The following is a 19,764-nucleotide window of genomic DNA, read 5'->3' on the forward strand; positions in this document are numbered from 1 at the left end:
TCAGCATGTTGCGCGCGGGATTCGACTTCACTCTCTGGCTGGTGCTGGACCTCGTCTTCCTGGTCACCGCAGTAACTGCGCTGGTCATGGCCGCGTTCGCCCGCGACGACGCCTACCGCGCGGCCGAAAAGCAGACCAAGTCCTTCTGGCTGATCATCCTGGGCATCACGGTCGCGGTGAACATGTTCATCTCCGTGCTGTTCCTGTCGATCGCCGGGCTGATCGCCACCATCGTCTTCTTCGTGGACGTACGGCCCGCCCTCAAGCAGGTCTCGGGCGGTGGCGGCCGCCGCGGCAAAGGCTCCAGCAGCGACGGTCCCTACGGCCCGTACAACGGCGGCCGGTAGCCGAGAGATCTAGCGGCAGGAACCGTTTCTGCTGAGCAGCAGCACGGCCACATCGTCCGTCAGCTCCCCGCCGTTCAGCGCGCGGACCTCCGCGACCGCCGATTCGAGCAGCGCCTCGCCCTCGAGTCCCGCAGCCAGCTGCCGGTTGATCATCTCCAGCATTCCGTCCTGGCCCAGCCGCTGCTTCTCGCCCGGTCCCTGGCGTCCCTCGATCAGCCCGTCGGTGTACATCATCAGGCTCCACGCGGCCCCCAGCTCCACCTGGCGGCGCGGCCAGCGTGCGCGCGGCAGCAGCCCCAGCGCCGGGCCGCCGTCGTCGTACGGGAGCAGTTGTGCCGCCCGGCCGTTCCGGGTGACCAGCGGCGTCGGGTGGCCCGCCAGGCACAGTCCCGCCCGCCGGCCGTCCGGTGCGATGTCGACCGTGCAGAGCGTCGCGAAGATCTCCTCGCTCTCCCGCTCGTGCTCCAGAACCTGCTGGAGCGTGGAGAGCAGCTCGTCCCCGCACAGGCCCGCGAAGGTCAGGGCACGCCAGGCGATGCGCAGCTCCACGCCGAGCGCCGCCTCGTCGGGGCCGTGCCCGCAGACGTCGCCGATCATCGCGTGGACCGTGCCGTCCGGGGTGCGGACCGTGTCGTAGAAGTCGCCGCCGAGCAGCGCGCGCGAGCGGCCGGGCCGGTAGCGCGCGGCGAAGCGCAGGTCCGAGCCCTCGAGCAGGGGAGTGGGCAGCAGGCCGCGCTCGAGACGGGCGTTCTCCTGGGCGCGCAGCCGCGACTCGGCGAGTTTCACCTGGACCGTGTCGGCGCGTTTTCGCTCCACCGCGTAGCGGATGGCGCGGCTCAGCAGCCGCCCGTCGAGCTCGTCGCGGAAGAGATGGTCCTGTGCCCCCACCCGTACCGCTTCGGCGGCGCGCTCGGCGTCGCCCGATGTCGTCAGGGCGAGGACCGCGTGGCGCGGCGCGAGGCGCAGTACGTGGTTGAGCGGGCCGAGCTCGTCGTCGCCGGAGCCGGGCAGCGCGAGGTCGACGAGGATGCAGTGGACGTCGTCCGTGAGCAGCCGCTCCGCCTCGGTGAGATTGCGGGCGCTGCGGATACGGACCCGGGTCCCGGCCGCGTCGAGCAGCTCGGGGACGGAGAGGGTGCCCGCCGGGTCGTCCTCGATCACCAGTAGCGTGAGGTCGCCGCTGGAGCCCGCGCCTGAGCTCATGCTCGGGCCGGCGCTCCCCTGGGCGGTTTCCGCGGCAGGGACACCTCTCTGTCGCGGTACGGGTACGGGCATCGGTTCCGGTTTCCTTCCCTCCCCCCGAGGGCGGCAGGGCGACGATCGACGCCCCGCCAGACCGGGACCATAGCGGTACCTGGCGCCGGAGCGGAATGCTCTGGAGCACACCGCCGATGGCATATGCCGCGCATGGGGAGGTACTTGCTCAGTACGCGCTCAGCGAGCCATGACGAACGTCACGTACCCGCTACCTCTGTGTCGCCGATGCGTCACTTGTCGGGACGTACGACTCCGAGAATCGCCATCGAGCCCGCACCCGCGATCGTCACATTCCGCCCGGGCCGCGGCGCGTGCACGATCGCACCGTCGCCGATGTACATGCCCACATGGCTGGCGTCCGCGTGATAGATGATCAAGTCGCCAGGCCGCATGTCCCTGATGTCGATCCTGGGCAGCAGCCGCCACTGCTCCTGCGAGGTGCGCGGGATGCCCCGTCCGGCCGCCGCCCACGCCTGGGACGTCAGCCCCGAGCAGTCGTACGAACCCGGGCCCTCGGCGCCCCACACGTACGGCTTGCCGATCTGGGCCGTGGCGAACTGGACCGCCTTCTTGCCCTGTTCGCTCGACCTGCCGTTGATCTCCTTGAGCACGCCCGAACTCAGCCAGGCCGTCTGCGCCTTGTACTGCGCCTGCTGCTCCAGCTGGAGGAGCCGCGCCCGCTCCTCCTTCTCCAGTTTGTCCTCTATCGACTTGGCCGCGGCGATCTGGGTGTTGATCTCCTTCTTCGCCCTGGCCTGCTTGAGGCGGTTGGCCTCAAGCTTCTGCCACTGGGTGCTCGCGTCCTTGCTGTAGGACGCCAAGTCGGCCTGTGTCCTGGTCAGTTCGCCGATGAGGTCCTTGGTGGCCTTCTGGCCCTGCGCGATCCGGCCCGCGCTGTCCAGGAAGAGCTGCGGGTCGTCGGTGAGCATCAGCTGCGCCTCGGTCGGCAGGCCGCCGCCGCGGTACTGGGCGCGGGCGGCGGCGCCCGCGCGGTTCCTCAGCTCCTGGATCCGGGCCTGGCCCTTCACGATCTCCTGGGCCAGCCTGACGATCTCGGCAGACTGCCTTTCGGTCTGCTCCTCGGCGAGGTTGTACGCATCGGTCGCGGACGCGGCCTTGCGGTAAAGGGCGTCGAGCTCCAGGCGCACGTCTTCCAGCGACTTCTTGTGCACGCGCGTGCCCGGCGTGGCAGGCGGCGGCTCGGGGGCCGCGAAGGCCTGGCCCGGCGACGCCAGCACGGTCAGAGCGCAGACCAGAGTGATCGCGGCAGTGGCACAGCGGCGTCGGTTCACGACTCCCCCTCCGGGCTCCGGGTGGACGCCGGAACACCTGACATGTGATTTACCGTCAGTAACTTACGAGTGACGTCGCGATGGTGCCACGACACCCACGAAACCGACAGGGCCAACCGGCCGTGTTCTGCCGACTGGTGGATCAACCCCACCCGTCAGGGACGAACAACGCGCCCTGGCCGTTCCCGTGTTCGAGAATGTTCATCCGGTGAGGGCCACGAGTCATCTGGAATTGGGTGCGAGGGCGGCCCAGTTCACCGTGACTTCACCTTGCCGCCGGCGCCCCCGCGCGTCCGCGAGCGGCCAGTCGGCCGCCAGATCCCGTACGGCCCTGATCCAGCGCTGCCGGGCGCCCAGCGAGGCGTACGGAGCCGCCGCCGCCCACGCCCGGTCGAAGTCCCGCAGGAACGCGTGCACCGGCTCGCCCGGCACATTGCGGTGGATCAGCGCTTTGGGGAGGCGCTCGGCCAGGTCGGACGGGCGCTCCAGCGAGCCGAGGCGGGTCGCGAAGGTGACCGTGCGCGGCCCCTCCGGGCCCAGCGCCACCCACACGTGCCGCCGCCCGATCTCGTCGCAGGTCCCCTCGACGAGCAGCCCGCCCGGGGCCAGGCGGGCGCAGAGCCGCGCCCATACGGCGGCGACCTCGCCCTCGTCGTACTGGCGCAGCACATTGGCCGCGCGGATCAGCGTCGGCCGCGTCGTGAGGGGTACTTCGAAGCCGCCGTGGAGAAAGCTGAGCCCCTCGCGCTCGTACGGCTTCGCCGCCGCGACCCGCGCCGGGTCGATCTCGATGCCGACGACCTCGCAGCGGGGGTCGGCGGTGCGCAGCCGCTGGAGCAGTTCCAGGGCGGTCCAGGGGGCGGCGCCGTAACCGAGGTCGACGGCCACGGGCGCGTCGCCGCGGCGCAGTGCCGGGCCGTGGGTGGCCGCGATCCAGCGGTCCATGCGGCGCAGCCGGTTGGGGTTGGTCGTCCCGCGGGTCGCGGCTCCGACGGGGCGGGTCATAGGAGCGAGGGTATGCGCTCGCGACACGGCCTCCGGACGGTAATGATTTGGCAAAAGAGGGCGGTGATGGAAATGGAAGACGGACCTCCGCTGTTGAAGAGGCTCCGAAGGGCTGCTGATGCCCGCAGTTCGCCGTGCCCGGAGCGAGGAGGACCTTCGACGTGAGCCAGTACGTCTCGCGCTTCGGCAGTGGTCTGGTGGCTCCACGCATCAGGTTCCCCGGCGGCCATCGCAAGCCGCGCCGGATCGCCATGCTCAGCGTCCACACCTCCCCGCTGCACCAGCCGGGAACCGGCGACGCGGGTGGCATGAACGTCTACATCGTCGAGCTCGCCAAGCGACTCGCGGCGATCAACATCGAGGTCGAGATCTTCACGCGGGCGACCGCGGGCGAGCTGGCGCCGGTCGTCGAGCTCGCCCCCGGCGTGCTCGTACGCCATGTCGACGCCGGACCGTACGAGGGACTGGCCAAGGAAGACCTCCCGGCGCAGCTGTGCGCCTTCACGCACGGTGTGATGCAGACCTGGGCCGGACACCGCCCCGGCCACTACGACCTGGTCCACTCCCACTACTGGCTCTCCGGCCATGTCGGCTGGCTCGCCGCCGAACGGTGGGGCGTCCCGCTCGTCCACGCCATGCACACCATGGCCAAGGTCAAGAACGCCGCGCTCGCCGAGTCCGACACGCCTGAGCCCTCCTCCCGCGTCATCGGCGAGACCCAGGTCGTCGCCGCCGCGGACCGGCTCATCGCCAACACCGCGGAGGAGGCCGACGAACTCGTCCGCTTCTACGACGCCGACCCCGCGAAGGTGGCCGTCGTCCATCCCGGCGTGAACCTGGACCGTTTCCGTCCCGCCGACGGCCGCGCGGCCGCCAGGGCCCGCCTCGGGGTGCCCCAGGACGCCTTCGTCCCGCTCTTCGCCGGCCGTATCCAGCCCCTGAAGGCCCCCGACATCCTGCTCCGCGCGGTCGCGCTCCTCCTGGAACGTGACCCCTCGCTGCGCTCCCGGCTCTTCGTGCCGATCGTCGGCGGCCCGAGCGGCACCGGCCTGGCAAAGCCCGAGAGCCTGCAGAAACTCGCCGCCCGCCTCGGCATCGCGGACCTCGTCCACTTCCAGCCGCCGGTCGGCCAGGACCTGCTCGCGGACTGGTTCCGGGCCGCCTCCACGCTCGTCATGCCCTCGTACAGCGAATCCTTCGGCCTGGTGGCGATCGAGGCCCAGGCGGCCGGCACCCCGGTGGTGGCGGCGGCCGTCGGAGGCCTGCCGGTGGCGGTACGCGACGAGCGGACCGGCTTCCTCGTCCAGGGCCACAACCCGGCCCACTACTCCGACGCGCTGCACCGCTTCATCGCCGACCCGTCCCTGATCACCCGCATGGGCACGGCGGCCGCCCGGCACGCCGAGTCCTTCGGCTGGGACACGGCGGCGTCGGCGACGGCGGACGTCTACACGGCGGCGATGTACGAACACCGCCGCCGGGTACGCTCGCACCATGGCTGACGTACAGCAGACGGCACAGGTCATCGAGCAGACGCTGAAGGACGCCGAACTCGAGTGGGAGAGCCCGGAACCCGGCTCGTACGTGGTCAAACTCCCCGGCACCCGCAAGCTGTCGACGACCTGCTCCCTGCGCGTCGGCAAGCACTCCCTGTCGGTCAACGCCTTCGTCATCCGCCACCCCGACGAGAACGACGCGGCGGTGCACCGCTGGCTCCTGGAGCGCAATCTGCGTCTGTACGGGGTGAGTTACGCGATCGACCGCCTCGGCGACATCTACCTGGCGGGCCGCCTCCCGCTCTCCGTGATCACCCCGGAGGAACTGGACCGCGTCCTGGGCACGGTGCTGGAGGCGGCGGACGGGGCGTTCAACACGCTTCTGGAGATGGGTTTCGCGAGCGCGATCCGCAAGGAGTATGCGTGGCGGGTGTCGCGGGGGGAGTCGACGCGGAACCTGGATGCGTTCACGCATCTGACTCAGGGCTGAGGGTTCCCCTACCCGCCCCTTCCCGAACTGGGGGCAAGTCCCCAGACCCCCGACGGGGCTTCGCCCCGGACCCCGTATGCGACCTTCGGCCGCATGTCCTCAAACGCCGGACGGGCTGAATGTGCGGCCCTGCCGCACATTTCAGCCCCGCCGGCGTTTGAGGCGCGGTCCCGGACGCGAAATTCAGCCCCTCCGGCGTTTGAGGAGCGCGGGGTTCGGGGGCGGAGCCCCCGCACGGGGTCTGGGGCGGAGCCCCGGTTACGGGAAGGGGCGGGGTGGGGGACAAGCCCGCCGCAGGCGCACCGCCCGCCGCCACGAACCCCCGCGCAAACACTTCCCGCGCCCCGCAACCCATGGCATGCTCACCGCCAACGCACACGCACACCTGAACATCGTTCATATCCATGAAAGGTGGGATCATGGAGACCGGCCAACATGCCATCAGCAGACGCACCCTGCTCGGCAGCGCCACAGCCGTCGCCGCAGCCGGCATCGTCGGCCCAAGCACCGGCATAGGCACCGGCACCGGCACCGCCATCGCCGCCGAAACGTCCCCCCTCTGGGCCGAGTTCCGCCGCACCCCGTACACCCACCCCCAGATCCCCTACGTCGGACGAGCGGGCAGCCGCCGCGGTGCCGGACACTTCCCCCGGTACCCCGTGCGGGCCAACGTCCTTGACCACGGGGCCGAGCGGGACGGCTCCGCCGACGCCGCTCCCGCCATCAACCGTGCCCTCGTCGCTGTGGGCGAACGCGGCGGCGGCACGGTTCACCTCCCCGCCGGCACCTACCGCATCGACGACCTCATCCGCATCGGGCACAGCAATGTCGTCCTGCGCGGCGCCGGCAGCGGCCGCACCACGCTGTTCGCGACGAAGAACCTCACCGAGCTCGTCGGCCCCTACGGCAGCCGCTACGGCGGTGACAAGTCCTCCTGGTCCTGGGCCGGCGGGCTCATCTGGCTCTGCCCGAAGGACCGTTGGAACAGCCTCACCACCGCCATCAAGGCCAGGGCCTGGCCCTTCGAGGGCTGGACCGGCAACAGGCGCGACGAGTGGCGCACTCTCGCCACCGTCCGGCCCGCCCGGCGCGGCGACTGGTCCGTCACCGTGGACGACACAACGGCTCTGCGCCGCGGACAGCTCGTCCTGCTCCGTCTCGCCGACGACCCGGGCCACACGCTGCTGGAGCACATGGCGGGCGGCGGCCCGGGCCCCGAGGCGTATGTCTGGGACGACAAGACCAAGTTGACCAGTTACGTCCCCTGCGAATGGCCCGTACGCATCACGGCGGTCAAGCGGAACAGGGTCACCTTTGAGCGCCCCCTGCCGCTCGACGTACGCCCCGAATGGGACCCCCGCATCGTCACCCTCGTCACTGCGCTCACCGGCTCCGGTGTCGAGGGCCTGACCCTGGAGGCGACCGAGACCCCGCAGTCCCAGCACCTCCTCGACAAGGGCTACAACGGCGTCACCTTCCAGTGCGCGTACGACTGCTGGGCCGACGACATCACCGTCCGCCATGTCGACAACGGCTTCGGCCTCGTCGCAGCCTCCGCATGCACCCTGCGCCGCACCCGCGTCGAGGGCCGCGGCTCCCACCATCCGTACTTCTGCCGCGAGGGCTCGCACGACAACCTCGTCGAGGACTTCACCATCGCCCGGCGCACCGTCCCGGCTCCGGCGGGCACCCAGCTCCACGGCATCAACGTGGAGGGCCTGTCCAGCCACAACGTCTGGTCGCGCGGGCGGATGGAGATGGGCACCTTCGACACCCACCGCGGCATGCCGTTCGCGAACGTCCGTACCGACATCACGGTCGACAACAACGGCCGCCACGGCGGCGACGCATCCGCGGGACCCCTCTACGGCGCCCGGTTCACGCACTGGAACGTCACCGTCACCAACGAACGTGCGGGCCTGGTCAAGATCGACGAGATCGCCCCGTACAGCGCGACCGTCGCCATCAGTACGGTCCGCGAGTTCGACCAGACCGACGTCCCGGACTTCGGCGGTGCGCTGAACTCCCGCCTGGAAGCCTACGGAATGCCCGGGGCCGTACACCCGCGCAACCTGTACGAGGCTCAGCGGGAGCTGACCCGGTAGCGCCCGGGCGTCACCCCCACCAGCTTCTTGAAGTGGCGCGTGAGATGGGCCTGGTCATAGAAGCCGGTCGCGGTGGCCACCTCGGCCGGCGTCTCGCCTCGCAGGAGGAGGCGGCGGGCGCGGTCGACGCGGCGGGACATCAGGTACTGGTGCGGGGCGATGCCGTACGCGCCGCTGAAAGCCCGTACCAGGTGGGCGGGATGGGCATGCACGAGCCGTGCAGCCTCGTCGAGGGCGATGCCCTGCGTAACCCGTTCGTCGAGGAGTTCGCGCAGGCGGCGGGCAAGGGCGGGGTCACGGAGCGGGGCCTCGGCGACGAGCCTCGGCCGCAGGTGCTCGCGCAGCCGCTCACCGACGAGCGTCAGCCGGCTCTCGGCCTCCAGTTCGTCGCCGGGGTGGGTGAGCGCGGTGTGCAGCCGGCCGACACGCAGCCGCAGTACGGGATCGCGCAGGTCGGGCCCGTCCACGGCCGGCCCGATGAGGTCCTCGCCGAGGCGGGTGCTGTCGAGATAGAGGACGCGCTTGCGGAAGCCGTACGGGGTGACGGGGGAGCCGTTGTGCGGGACGTGCGGCGGCAGCAGGGACACCGTGTCGTGCGGGGTGCCGTGCTCGTGCCGGTCGAGGTCGTACCGTACGGCGCCGTCGTCGACGATGAGCAGCGTCCACGCCTCGTGGACGTGCATCGGGTACGCGTACTCCGTGAAGTGGGCGTGGAAGACCTCCACGACACCCGGGATGCGCGGGCGCCAGGCGGAGACGTTCCGCTGTGGAGCCATGCAAAGAACGTACAAGACGGCGTCGTGCGGCGGTCGGCAGTCTCGACATATGAGCACTGAACCGATGCGCTTCGACACGAAGATCGCCGTCCTGCTGCGGGACGACCTGGAGCCGTGGCAACGCCTGAACGTGACCGCCTTCCTGGTCAGCGGCCTGGGCTCACAGCTCCCGGAGGTGATCGGCGAGCCCTACGAGGACGCGGACGGCGTCCCGTACCTCCCGATGTTCCGCCAGCCGGTCCTCGTCTTCGAGGGCACGAAGGAGACCCTGACGTCCGCCCACACACGGGCCTTGTCCCGCTCCCTGCCCCGCGCGGTTTTCACTTCCGACCTCTTCACCACGGGCAATGACCACGACAACCGCGCGGCCGTGAGGGCGGTGTCGACGGGGGAGCTGGACCTGGTGGGGATGGCGGTGTACGGGCCGAGGAACGCGGTGGACAAAGTACTGAAGGGGGCGAAGATGCATCCGTGATCGCCTACGAACGTCGCGGGTCGATGGGATCTCGTCCCGGGCGGCATTCGTCCACCTGGCCCGCCGCTGTGCCGACGGGCCGCCACTCGGTCCGCGGATCTCAACCCCGCAGGCTGCGATCGGTCGGCGGGGAACGTGTCATCCCTGCTCGGTTAGCGTGCGCCAGTAGGTCACCCAGTCATGGGCGTGCCGCCCCATGTGTTTCTTCCAGTCCTGTGGATCGTTGCGGGCGATCTCGTCCCAGGTTCGGGAGTTCGCCTCCGAGAACGCGGCGACGGAAGCGTGCGGGGCTGCTGCCCATGACGGAAACTGCTTGCGTGCCCATGCGTCCGCGGCCTGCGCGGTGTGGCCGCCTTCCATGAGCCGCAGGATGAGCACGGCGGGGTCGATCCACGCCGCACCGCGGGTGGGCCATGCCCAGTCGATCAGGTGGGCGCGGTTGGTCACGAGCATGTTGTGCGGTGCGAGGTCGGTGTGCAGCAGGGCGTCGCCGACGAGCTGCTCGACGCCGGTGGAGCCTGCGTACCAGCTCCATCGGTCCTCGGCGCGCTTCAGCCCGACGTCGGGGCAAGGCGTGTTCTGGAGCTCGACCAGGGCGCTGGCGACGAGCGGCAGATCGGGGGAGCCGGGTGCGTAGTCGGCGTGACGGCCGACAAGGTGCTCATATCCGATGAGGTCCCATCCGGCAGCCTGTACGTGCCACAGCAGCCGGGGGCACGACGGCGGCAGATATGGGTTGATCGCGGCGTAACTGACAGACTTGGCGCCACTGATCGGAGACGCACTCGCCCACTTGCTCCGGGCCGAAGCGATCGCGCCCGACCTGGTCCGCAGCCACATCGCTGCTCGCGGCGCCATCCGGGAGCTGATGCTGATGGCCGGGCGCTCTTTACCGGAGCTGCGCGGTCTGGCTGAGCGCTTGGATGCGATGGGGTAGGCGGACGGCGCCCCACCCATCGTGCACAGAGCGGTGCCGCTGGCTGCGATGGGGCTGCGGCCCCCAGGACGACTCCTTCCCGTCGGGGCCGCCTCCTCCTCAGGCCGTGCTGACCTCGGGCTTCGCGGCCACCGGGACCTCCGCGACCGGCTCCTCCTCCGGCAGGGCGCGCATCAGCAGCCAGTACCCGAGCCCCGCCACCGTGCCGAGGACCGCGCACATGCCCCACAGCCACTCCGCGCCGAACCGGTCGATGACGAAACCGGCGAGCAGTGGGGCGACCAGCGCGGCCACCGACCAGGACAGGGTGTACATGCCCTGGTAGCGGCCGCGGCCGTGCAGGGGCGAGAGCCGCACCACGAGCCCTGTCTGGGTGGGCGCGTTGACGATCTCGGCCAGTGTCCAGACGCACACGGTCAGCGCGTAGACGGCGATCGATCCGGCGAAGACGGTGAGCCCGAAGCCGTACCCCGCGAGCAGCGAGGAGATGATCAGCAGCCGGCGCGGGTCGCGGTGCTCGATGTAGCGGGTGACGGGGATCTGCAGGGCCACGATCAGCACACCGTTGACCGCGATCGCCATACCGAAGTCCGAGCTGGCGAAACCGTCCGCCCCCATCGCCAGCGGCAGCCCGACGTGCCCCTGCATGAAGATCAGTGCGATCAGGAACGACAGTCCGACGACGCTCATGAACCGCCCGTCGCGCAGGACGGTCAGCATGCTGATCTGCGGCTCCACCGGCGCGCCCTTCGTCTCCACATGCTCGGGCCGCGACTCGGGCAGCTTGAAGAAGATGAGGATCGCGCAGATCAGCGTCATGGCCGCCTCGCCCAGGAATCCGGCGAGATAGCTGTGCTCGGCGACGAATCCGGCGGCCACCGCGGAGATGGCGAAGCCCAGGTTGATCGCCCAGTAGTTGAGCGAGAACGCCCGCACCCGGTCCTCGGGCCGGACGATGTCGGCCATCATCGCCTGCACGGCGGGCCGGGAGGCGTTGGAGGCCATGCCCACGACAAAGGCGACCGCCGCGATCGCCACCGGATGCTGGACAAAGCCGAGCACCGCGACGGAGACGGCCGTGGAGGCCTCCGCGATCAGCAGCGTGGGCCTCCGCCCGAGCCGGTCGGTCATCACACCGCCGCCGAGCGAGGAGACGACACCGCCGAGTCCGTGCAGCGAGGCCACGAGTCCGGCGTACGAGGCCGAGTAGCCCTGGTCTACGGTCAGATACAGCGCCATGAACGTCGCGACAAAAGCTCCGAGCCGGTTGACGAGCGTGCTCGTCCACAGCCACCAGAACTCACGCGGCAGCCCCGAGACGCTCTCTCTGGCGGCACGCCGCAGACCGGCTATGGACATGTGGATTCCCCCGGGGAGCAGACGCTGTAAGTGGCTTGGCAGGCATCCGCAAATTACATATGCCGGGGTCCGGGCCGCCAGTCAATTGACGGGGGACGTCAACCGACACGCCGACATCGGCGTCCATTAGTCTCGTACGCATGGCCGACGCACCGTACAAGCTGATCCTCCTCCGCCACGGCGAGAGCGACTGGAACGCGAAGAACCTGTTCACCGGCTGGGTGGACGTCAACCTGACGGAGAAGGGCGAGAAGGAGGCAGTCCGCGGCGGTGAGCTGCTCAAAGACGCCGGCCTGCTCCCCGATGTGCTGCACACCTCGCTCCAGAAGCGCGCCATCCGCACGGCGCAGCTGGCGCTGGAGTCCGCGGACCGCCACTGGATCCCGGTCCACCGCTCCTGGCGGTTGAACGAGCGTCACTACGGTGCGCTGCAGGGCAAGGACAAGGCGCAGACCCTGGCCGAGTTCGGCGAGGAGCAGTTCATGCTCTGGCGCCGTTCGTACGACACCCCGCCGCCGGTCCTCGAGGACGGCACGGAGTTCTCGCAGAGCGACGACCCGCGCTACGCGTCGATCCCGAGCGAGCTGCGTCCGCGCACCGAGTGCCTCAAGGACGTCGTCGAGCGCATGCTGCCGTACTGGTACGACGGCATCGTCCCGGACCTCCTGGCGGGCCGCACCGTCCTGGTCGCCGCGCACGGCAACTCCCTGCGCGGCCTGGTCAAGCACCTCGACGGCATCTCTGACGCGGACATCACGGGCCTGAACATCCCGACCGGAATCCCGCTCTACTACGAGCTGGACGCCGACTTCCAGCCGCTCACCAAGGGCGGAAAGTACCTGGACCCGGACGCGGCCGCGGCGGCGATCGAGGCGGTCAAGAATCAGGGCAAGAAGTAGTTCATCGCGACATAGCCCCCTACCTGCGGGTTCTCCGTAGGTAGAGGGCTCGTCGATTTGGCCGTCTGTGGGCAGTCAGTGTGCTCGAAGGGCTACTTCGCGTTCACTCCACCAGGGCTCTGGCAGGAGGGCGGGCGTTCGGAGGCCGGTCCGGTGCACTGCCCGCTCTGTCCTGCGCCGTTCCCGCCGTTGGTGGGAGCGCTCGGAGTGGCGAAAGCCTGGGCCGATGCGCCGAAGATTCCGGCTGCGACGAGTGCCGCTGCCGCGACGGTCCGTCCTATCCGTTGCATCATGACGTTATACCGCCTTTCCCGAGTAATCCTTGTGACTTTGCGGGGGCCTTCCCGATACAGGGTGGATGGTTGTCCTAGGGGCAGTCGCTGCGCCCCGGCGGTGGCCTTGAAGGCCGAGGACACGACCAAGGCGTACGTTGTGGACTGCCGCATGTATCAAGATCCAGCCTTCGCGGGGTGGTCACGCATTGTCAAGCAATTCGGGCAATTGTGACAAAAGTTGGCGAACCGCTCAGTAGAGCCGCAGGTGAAAGGGCCCCGTCCGCAAGGGAATTCGGGGCCCTTTCAACTACACGCGCACATAAGTAACTTTACGCGCACGTAAGAAATCGCCTAGCCGCAGCAGCCACCGCACTGGCACGGTCCGCCCGACTGGCAGCCGCAACCGCACCCCGAGCCGCAGCCGCAGGCGCCGAGTACCGGCAGGAACACCACCTCGACAGGGGTTTCCTGCTGAGGGTCGCTCGTGGGGGATTGGGTCATGGTCCCTCCTCATAGGCGTACGAGATGTGCCGCCACTGCCCATTGCATGCCCGCTCGCGCGGGCGCATCAACAGCGCGTGGAGGCACATCGCACCCCGCGGGGAACTACGCGCCCTCGACCTGCGTCGGCGGCTGGAGCTCGTCCGCGTGCTCGCCCGTCACCAGATAGACGACCCGCTTGGCGACCGACACCGCGTGGTCCGCGAAGCGCTCGTAGTAGCGGCCGAGCAGCGTCACGTCCACGGCGGTCTCGATGCCGTGCTTCCAGCGGTCGTCCATCAGGTGCTGGAAGAGCGTGCGGTGCAGCAGGTCCATCTCGTCGTCGTCCGTCTCCAGCTGGAGCGCCAGGTCGACGTCCTTGGTGATGATGACCTCCGCCGCCTTGGCCATCAGCCGCTGCGCCAGCTGCCCCATCTCCAGAATGGTCGCGTGCAGGTCGTGCGGCACCGCGGAGTCGGGGAAGCGCAGCCGGGCCAGCTTGGCCACATGCTGTGCCAGGTCGCCCGAGCGCTCCAGGTCCGCGCTCATCCGCAGCGAGGTCACCACGATCCGCAGATCCGTCGCGACGGGCTGCTGCCGCGCCAGCAGGGCGATCGCCCGAGCCTCCAGGTCGTGCTGCAGATCGTCGACCTTCTGATCGGCGGCGATCACGCTCTCGGCGAGCTTGAGATCGGCGTCGAGCATGGACGTCGTGGCGCGCCCGATCGCCGACCCGACCAGCCGGGCCATCTCGACCAGACCCTCGCCGATCGAGTCCAGTTCCTCGTGGTACGCGTCCCGCATGGGATGTCCCTCTCTTGATGCGACGGGGGTCCGGATGGGCCAGGGGGTGTGTTTTCGGACCCCCACGCTCCCACGGTCTGTCCGTTACGCGTCCGGAGCCTCCCCCGGAAGTGAATCAGCCATATCCCCCTGGTGAACTCTGAGCGACGACTGTTCGAGGTGCCACCCGTTTGGCTGGGAGCATCTCCCCGGCCACGCATAACCTGGGTGCATGGACGTGAACGCGGCGGTCGCCGCAGCGGCAGCGATCGCCGGGTTGTGCACCGGTGTCATCGCCATGCTGGCGTTCCGCTGGAGCGAACGCGACCAGGCGCGACCCACCCGCACCTCCCTGCACACCGACGCCGTGCTGCCGCCCGGCGTCGACACAGTCCTGTCCGTACTCCGCTCCTCCGCGGTCGTCCTCGACGAGAGCGACTCCGTCGTCAAGGCCAGCTCCGCGGCGTACGCCCTCGGTCTGGTGCGCGGCGGGAAACTCGCCGTCGAGCCGATGCTGCACATGGCCCGCGACACCCGCCGAGACGGCGAGATACGGCAGGTCGAACTGGATCTGCCCCGGCGCGGCACAGGCCGGGGCGAGGCCCTCGCCGTCTCCGCCCGGGTGGCCCCCCTCGGCTCCCGGCTCGTCCTGCTGCTCGTCGAGGACCTCACCGAGGCCCGCCGGATAGAAGCGGTACGGCGCGACTTCGTCGCCAACGTCAGCCATGAGCTCAAGACCCCGGTCGGCGCGCTCTCCCTGCTCTCCGAGGCGGTCATGGGCGCCTCGGACGACCCCGAAGCGGTGGAACGCTTCGCCGGCCGTATGCAGATAGAGGCGACCCGGCTCACCAATCTCGTACAGGAGCTCATCGACCTCTCCCGGGTGCAGAACGACGACCCGCTGGAGGACGCCGAACCTGTACGCGTGGACGAACTGATCGCCGAAGCCATCGACCGCTCCCGGCATCCCGCGTCCACCAAACAGATCACCATGGCCGTCGGGGGTACCTCCCAGGCCGAAGGCTCTGCGGGAGGTACCGCCGCCCTGCACATCTGGGGCAATCGCGGCCAGCTCGCCGCGGCACTCGGCAACCTCGTCGAGAACGCCGTCAACTACTCCCCGGCCCGCACCCGGGTCGGGATTTCCGCACGTCGCGTGTCCGCGCCCGGCGGCGATCTCATCGAGATCGCCGTCACCGACCAGGGCATCGGCATCTCCGAGAAGGACCGTGAGCGGGTCTTCGAGCGGTTCTACCGCGTCGACCCCGCCCGGTCCCGGGCCACCGGGGGCACCGGCCTGGGACTGGCTATCGTCAAACACGTGGCCGCCTCGCACGGCGGGGAGGTCACGGTGTGGAGCTCCGAGGGACAGGGCTCCACTTTCACCTTGCGGCTTCCCGAAGCGGGGGCCGTGCGGGACCGTTCATCCACCGGACCGGATCGCGTCGACGAGGACGACGACCGGCCTTACGACACCGATCCGAACAGCGAAATTCCTGCCCCGGAGGTCCTTCCGTGACCCGAGTGCTCGTCGTCGAGGATGAGGAATCATTCAGCGACGCCCTGTCCTACATGCTCCGCAAGGAGGGCTTCGAGGTCGCCATCGCGACCACGGGGCCCGAGGGTCTCGACGAGTTCGAGCGCAATGGCGCCGACCTCGTCCTCCTCGACCTGATGCTGCCCGGGCTGCCGGGCACCGAGGTGTGCCGCCAGCTGCGCGGCCGCTCGAATGTCCCGGTGATCATGGTGACCGCCAAGGACAGTGAGATCGACAAGGTCGTCGGGCTGGAAATAGGAGCCGACGACTACGTCACCAAGCCCTTCTCCTCGCGGGAGCTGGTCGCCCGCATCCGCGCGGTCCTGCGCCGCCGCGGCGAGCCGGAGGAGGTCACCCCGGCCGCCCTGGAGGCGGGCCCGGTCCGGATGGACGTGGACCGTCACGTCGTCACGGTCTCGGGCGGAAAGGTCGACCTCCCGCTGAAGGAGTTCGACCTGCTGGAGATGCTGCTGCGCAACGCGGGCCGGGTGCTGACCCGTATGCAGCTGATCGACCGGGTCTGGGGCGCGGACTACGTGGGCGACACGAAGACGCTGGACGTCCACGTGAAGCGTCTGCGCGCCAAGATCGAGCCTGACCCGGGCGCGCCGCGGTACCTGGTGACGGTGCGGGGCCTCGGCTACAAGTTCGAGCCGTAAACCGGCCCGCGGCCAGAAGGCCGGACGGAGTCGGGCGCATGGCTTGAGCTGTGGACCGGCGACTTCCGGTGACAACACGAGGGCGCCCCGCCAGAGAAGTTCTGGCGGGGCGCCCTCGTGTGTGTCAGTGGCCGGCGTTCTGGGACGCCGAGGCGGAGTCCGACGCGGTGTCCGGCTCACCGGACTCGCCGTTGCCCGGTTCGCCCGCCTGGCCCGTGGCCGAACCCGAAGGGCTGCCGGACGGCGTGCCCGAGGGTGTGCCGGTGGGCTCCGTCGACGGCTTCCCCGACGGCTTCGGCAGCGAGCTCGGCCCGTACGCCTCGAAGTAGCTCTTCGCCGGAAGGACCATCGCCTGCACCTTGACGTCGCCGGTCTCGCTGAAGCGGAAGACGACGTTCTGCACGCCTCCTGCGTTCTTCGACGCCTCCTCGCCCTTCTCGATCACCGCGGCCGCGTTCCCCGCGCCGCCGACGATGATCGAGCCCTGCGCCGGAATCGTGATCGATCCCGAGCCCTTCGCGGCGGACAGCTTCACCGGGGCGCTCAGCCCCGGCAGCGTGATCGCTTCGAGCGTCTGCGGCTGGGAGCCGGTGTTGAAGAGCGTCGCTGAGACGACCGCCGGACCTTGCGCCTCCGCCTGCGGCTGAATGAGCACCGTCGCGTTCTGGATCTTGATGGTGTCGACCGTCGTCGCGGCGTTGTCCGGCCGGACTTCAAGGGTCTGCGCGTCCATGCCCGCCCCGCAGGCGGAGAGCGCGGCGATCGAGAACACGATGGCGGTAGCGGCGAGGGCGCCGCGTCGAAGGCTGCGGCTCACGGCGGCGGCATCTCCTTGGACGTACGGACTGGCTACGGACAGGCTGTTGAACTGGCGTGGAAACCGGCATGCAGATCGCTAAGCCCGTGTCAGTTCGCGCTTAGGTTACCGAGCGCCCGCGCCCGCCCCGCACCCGACCCGCCCCTTCGCCGGCCGCCTCCTCCCGCCGCTCCGGACTCGCCGAGCACCGCAGTGCGATCCTGCCGATTCGTACGCCGCCCTTCGTGCGCCGTTCACATAACCATGTTGATCAATTTCACGGCAGCCTCGCATTCCTTACCGAATACGTTCCGGTGATCAATTCCGGATTCGGCGGCGGATCCGTCCGTACGGGTGACCGACCGCCGAACGGAGTACGGGAAGTTCACCGCTTGGAATCCGGCAAATCGGGACGTTCGGCCCCCTTGGAGGGGCTTGCGCCGGGTGTAACGTGCGCGTTTCTGTCCGCCCGCGCAGCCGCTCCGACCTGCGAATACCCCCTTCCGGAAGCCGCCCGCAGCACGTTCGTGTTGCTGTTGTCAAGCCCCGAGATATGCCCTGACCTGCGAAAACGCCATTCAGAAGAAGCCGTTTCCGTGTTACCCTGGATAGCCACGGAAGGGGTACCTGTCACATGACGTTCAAGGTTGGCGACACCGTGGTCTATCCCCATCACGGGGCCGCGCTGATCGAGGCCATCGAAACTCGCCAGATCAAAGGCGTGGACAAGACCTACTTGGTGCTGAAGGTCGCTCAGGGCGACCTGACGGTTCGCGTGCCGGCGGACAATGCGGAGTTCGTGGGCGTTCGCGATGTAGTCGGTCAGGACGGGCTCGACCGGGTCTTCGAGGTGCTGCGCGCACCGTATGCAGAAGAGCCGACGAACTGGTCCCGCCGCTACAAGGCAAATCTCGAGAAGCTCGCCTCCGGCGATGTCATCAAGGTCGCCGAAGTAGTGCGTGACCTGTGGCGTCGCGAGCGGGAGCGTGGGCTTTCCGCTGGTGAGAAGCGCATGCTCGCCAAGGCGCGCCAGATCCTGGTGAGCGAGCTCGCCCTCGCGGAGAACACCAACGAAGACAAGGCCGAGGCTCTGCTCGACGAGGTCCTCGCGTCCTGACGCACCGGCGTTGGAATCAATAAAGTGCCGCGGTGCCCGCTGACATGCTGTGATGACAGTCCTGTCGCCGGGCGCTGCGGCATGTTCGTCTGCGCCGGTGAATCGCCGCTCGTGAATCGCTCGTGTTGGGTATCGCTTCGTGTATCGCTCGTGAATCCCCACTTGCCGCACGCGCGGCACCCTGCCCCACTTGGTGTGCCGGGCCCGGGCGGCTGGCGCAGACCAGTTGTCACGGAAGGGTCCGGTCAAGCGTCGCGCCCGGCACGCTGTGGCCATACCCATGTCGGCCAAGGAAACAAACCTGCCGGAGTGCAACCGATGTCTGACCAATCGCCCCCGTTCCGCACCGCAGCGGTGATCCCGGCGGCCGGCCGGGGCGTACGGCTCGGCCCGGGCGCCCCCAAAGCGCTCCGTACGCTGAACGGCACGCCCATGCTCGTCCACGCCGTACGAGCCATGGCCGCATCCCGCGCCGTCTCGCTCGTCATCGTGGTGGCCCCGCCCGACGGTGCCGCGGAAGTGAAGTCCCTCCTCGCCGACCATGCACTTCCGGACAGGACCGACTTCCTGGTCGTCCCCGGCGGTGACACCCGCCAGGAGTCCGTGAAGCTCGGCCTGGACGCCCTGCCGCCCGGCATCGACGCCGTGCTGGTCCACGACGCGGCCCGGCCGCTGGTGCCCGTCGACACGGTCGACGCGGTGATCGAGGCCGTACGCGACGGAGCGGTGGCCGTCGTGCCCGCGCTGCCCCTCGCCGACACCGTCAAGGAGGTCGAGCCGCGCACGGACGGCTCGCCCGAGCCGGTCCTCGCCACGCCCGAGCGAGCCAGGCTGCGCGCCGTACAGACCCCGCAGGGCTTCGACCGGGAAACCCTCGTGCGCGCCCACGAGACCGTGACCGACAACGTCACCGACGACGCGAGCATGGTCGAGCAGCTCGGCGAGCCCGTCGTGGTCGTACCCGGCCACGAGGAGGCGTTCAAGGTGACCCGTCCCCTCGATCTCGTACTCGCCGAGGCGGTTCTCGCCCGCAGGAGGGCCAACGATGGCTTCTAGTCATGTCCCCCGGATCGGCGTCGGCACGGACGTGCACGCCTTCGAGGCGGGCCGTGAGCTGTGGTGCGCCGGACTGCTGTGGGAGGGCGAGGACGGCCTCGCCGGGCACTCCGACGGCGACGTCGCCGCCCATGCCGCCTGCGACGCGCTCTTCTCGGCGGCCGGCGTCGGCGACCTCGGCGCCCACTTCGGCACCTCCCGGCCCGAGTGGTCCGGCGCCTCCGGCGTCATGCTGCTCACCGAGGCGGCCCGGATCGTACGGGCCGAAGGCTTCGAGATCGGCAATGTCGCCATCCAGGTCATCGGCGTACGCCCGAAGATCGGCAAGCGGCGCGACGAAGCGCAGAAGACGCTCGGTGCGGCGGTCGGTGCGCCCGTTTCGGTATCGGGAACCACGACGGACGGGCTCGGTCTGACGGGACGGGCAGAAGGTCTTGCCGCTATCGCCACGGCGCTGGTGTTCCGCGCGGACGGGTGAAATACCCAGCACGGACGGCGAGTTGTCGCCAGGAATCCCCGCCTCCGGCCCGTGTCCGACTCGTATCGGGCTCGGACAAAGTCACAAACCTGTTCCCGCGTCCCACAAGGGGCGCGGGGCACTGGTACGGGGCCACTACCCTTGA

At 69.5% G+C, this 19,764-nt stretch carries 19 protein-coding genes; 11 read left to right on the forward strand and 8 right to left on the reverse strand.

Translation table 11 applies throughout. The features are described from left to right. Window positions 1–5 precede the first annotated feature (5 nt). Window positions 6–347 (forward strand): DUF2516 family protein, encoded by a 342-nt coding sequence (locus OOK40_RS15550; protein ID WP_266481106.1) that lies wholly within the window; start codon window positions 6–8, stop codon window positions 345–347. A gap of 9 nt (window positions 348–356) precedes the next feature. On the opposite strand, the gene OOK40_RS15555 is transcribed toward OOK40_RS15550, so the two are convergent. The 3 genes from OOK40_RS15555 to OOK40_RS15565 form a co-directional block, all read right to left on the reverse strand. Continuing rightward, on the reverse strand, window positions 357–1,622 hold the full coding sequence (locus tag OOK40_RS15555; protein ID WP_266481108.1) for a PP2C family protein-serine/threonine phosphatase: 1,266 nt from the start codon (window positions 1,620–1,622) through the stop codon (window positions 357–359). A 212-nt stretch (window positions 1,623–1,834) separates the two neighbouring features. Then, window positions 1,835–2,896, reverse strand: coding sequence for an NlpC/P60 family protein (locus OOK40_RS15560; protein WP_266481110.1), 1,062 nt, complete (start codon window positions 2,894–2,896; stop codon window positions 1,835–1,837). A gap of 222 nt (window positions 2,897–3,118) precedes the next feature. Then, window positions 3,119–3,901 carry a class I SAM-dependent methyltransferase gene (locus OOK40_RS15565; RefSeq protein WP_266481112.1) on the reverse strand — a complete coding sequence of 261 codons (783 nt, stop codon included), beginning with the start codon at window positions 3,899–3,901 and terminating at the stop codon, window positions 3,119–3,121. A gap of 161 nt (window positions 3,902–4,062) precedes the next feature. Between OOK40_RS15565 and mshA the strand changes: the two genes are divergently transcribed. The 3 genes from mshA to OOK40_RS15580 all read left to right on the forward strand — a co-directional run bounded on the left by mshA (window position 4,063) and on the right by OOK40_RS15580 (window position 7,992). Further along, window positions 4,063–5,403: a D-inositol-3-phosphate glycosyltransferase gene (gene mshA, locus OOK40_RS15570; protein WP_266481115.1), complete on the forward strand. Its 1,341-nt coding sequence runs from the start codon at window positions 4,063–4,065 to the stop codon at window positions 5,401–5,403. Next, window positions 5,396–5,887 (forward strand): YbjN domain-containing protein, encoded by a 492-nt coding sequence (locus tag OOK40_RS15575; RefSeq protein ID WP_266481118.1) that lies wholly within the window; start codon window positions 5,396–5,398, stop codon window positions 5,885–5,887. Before mshA ends, OOK40_RS15575 begins: the two co-directional genes overlap by 8 nt. Window positions 5,888–6,306: 419 nt before the next feature. Next, entirely contained in the window at window positions 6,307–7,992 is a 1,686-nt protein-coding gene (locus tag OOK40_RS15580) for a glycosyl hydrolase family 28-related protein (protein ID WP_266481120.1), read from the forward strand. On the opposite strand, the gene OOK40_RS15585 is transcribed toward OOK40_RS15580, so the two are convergent. Further along, window positions 7,971–8,768 (reverse strand): AraC family transcriptional regulator, encoded by a 798-nt coding sequence (locus OOK40_RS15585; RefSeq protein ID WP_266481123.1) that lies wholly within the window; start codon window positions 8,766–8,768, stop codon window positions 7,971–7,973. The genes OOK40_RS15580 and OOK40_RS15585 overlap by 22 nt on opposite strands. 49 nt (window positions 8,769–8,817) lie before the next feature. On the opposite strand from OOK40_RS15585, the gene OOK40_RS15590 reads away from it, so the two are divergent. After that, complete coding sequence (locus tag OOK40_RS15590; protein WP_266481125.1) at window positions 8,818–9,243, forward strand: DUF2000 domain-containing protein; 426 nt, start codon at window positions 8,818–8,820, stop codon at window positions 9,241–9,243. Window positions 9,244–9,381: 138 nt separating this feature from the next. Here the strand turns inward: OOK40_RS15590 and OOK40_RS15595 are convergent, their stop codons facing one another. Both OOK40_RS15595 and OOK40_RS15600 read right to left on the reverse strand, forming a co-directional pair. Next, window positions 9,382–10,101: an aminoglycoside phosphotransferase gene (locus tag OOK40_RS15595; protein ID WP_266481127.1), complete on the reverse strand. Its 720-nt coding sequence runs from the start codon at window positions 10,099–10,101 to the stop codon at window positions 9,382–9,384. Between the two features lie 178 nt (window positions 10,102–10,279). After that, the gene (locus tag OOK40_RS15600; protein ID WP_266481129.1) at window positions 10,280–11,539 is read right to left on the reverse strand and encodes an MFS transporter; all 1,260 of its coding nucleotides are present in this window, start codon (window positions 11,537–11,539) and stop codon (window positions 10,280–10,282) included. Window positions 11,540–11,679: 140 nt separating this feature from the next. On the opposite strand from OOK40_RS15600, the gene OOK40_RS15605 reads away from it, so the two are divergent. Continuing rightward, window positions 11,680–12,438 (forward strand): phosphoglyceromutase, encoded by a 759-nt coding sequence (locus tag OOK40_RS15605; protein ID WP_266481131.1) that lies wholly within the window; start codon window positions 11,680–11,682, stop codon window positions 12,436–12,438. An 881-nt stretch (window positions 12,439–13,319) separates the two neighbouring features. Here OOK40_RS15605 and phoU read toward each other — a convergent pair. Next, window positions 13,320–13,997 carry a phosphate signaling complex protein PhoU gene (gene phoU, locus OOK40_RS15610; protein WP_266481133.1) on the reverse strand — a complete coding sequence of 226 codons (678 nt, stop codon included), beginning with the start codon at window positions 13,995–13,997 and terminating at the stop codon, window positions 13,320–13,322. A gap of 211 nt (window positions 13,998–14,208) precedes the next feature. On the opposite strand from phoU, the gene OOK40_RS15615 reads away from it, so the two are divergent. Beyond that, complete coding sequence (locus tag OOK40_RS15615; RefSeq protein WP_266481135.1) at window positions 14,209–15,495, forward strand: cell wall metabolism sensor histidine kinase WalK; 1,287 nt, start codon at window positions 14,209–14,211, stop codon at window positions 15,493–15,495. Further along, a complete protein-coding gene (locus OOK40_RS15620) occupies window positions 15,492–16,172 on the forward strand; it encodes a response regulator transcription factor (RefSeq protein ID WP_142217884.1) in 681 nt (226 codons plus the stop codon). Before OOK40_RS15615 ends, OOK40_RS15620 begins: the two co-directional genes overlap by 4 nt. Before the next feature lie 124 nt (window positions 16,173–16,296). On the opposite strand, the gene OOK40_RS15625 is transcribed toward OOK40_RS15620, so the two are convergent. Continuing rightward, on the reverse strand, window positions 16,297–16,989 hold the full coding sequence (locus OOK40_RS15625) for a DUF461 domain-containing protein (RefSeq protein ID WP_266481142.1): 693 nt from the start codon (window positions 16,987–16,989) through the stop codon (window positions 16,297–16,299). Between the two features lie 613 nt (window positions 16,990–17,602). Here OOK40_RS15625 and OOK40_RS15630 point away from each other — a divergent pair. From OOK40_RS15630 to ispF, 3 genes are all read left to right on the forward strand, one after another. Then, the gene (locus OOK40_RS15630) at window positions 17,603–18,085 is read left to right on the forward strand and encodes a CarD family transcriptional regulator (protein WP_003953493.1); all 483 of its coding nucleotides are present in this window, start codon (window positions 17,603–17,605) and stop codon (window positions 18,083–18,085) included. A gap of 318 nt (window positions 18,086–18,403) precedes the next feature. Further along, window positions 18,404–19,141 (forward strand): 2-C-methyl-D-erythritol 4-phosphate cytidylyltransferase, encoded by a 738-nt coding sequence (gene ispD / locus OOK40_RS15635; RefSeq protein ID WP_266481144.1) that lies wholly within the window; start codon window positions 18,404–18,406, stop codon window positions 19,139–19,141. Then, window positions 19,131–19,619 carry a 2-C-methyl-D-erythritol 2,4-cyclodiphosphate synthase gene (gene ispF / locus OOK40_RS15640; protein ID WP_266481146.1) on the forward strand — a complete coding sequence of 163 codons (489 nt, stop codon included), beginning with the start codon at window positions 19,131–19,133 and terminating at the stop codon, window positions 19,617–19,619. The genes ispD and ispF overlap by 11 nt, the downstream gene beginning before the upstream one ends. Window positions 19,620–19,764: the final 145 nt, after the last annotated feature.

It is taken from the genome of Streptomyces sp. NBC_01481, assembly GCF_026339995.1.
Classification (GTDB): domain Bacteria; phylum Actinomycetota; class Actinomycetes; order Streptomycetales; family Streptomycetaceae; genus Streptomyces.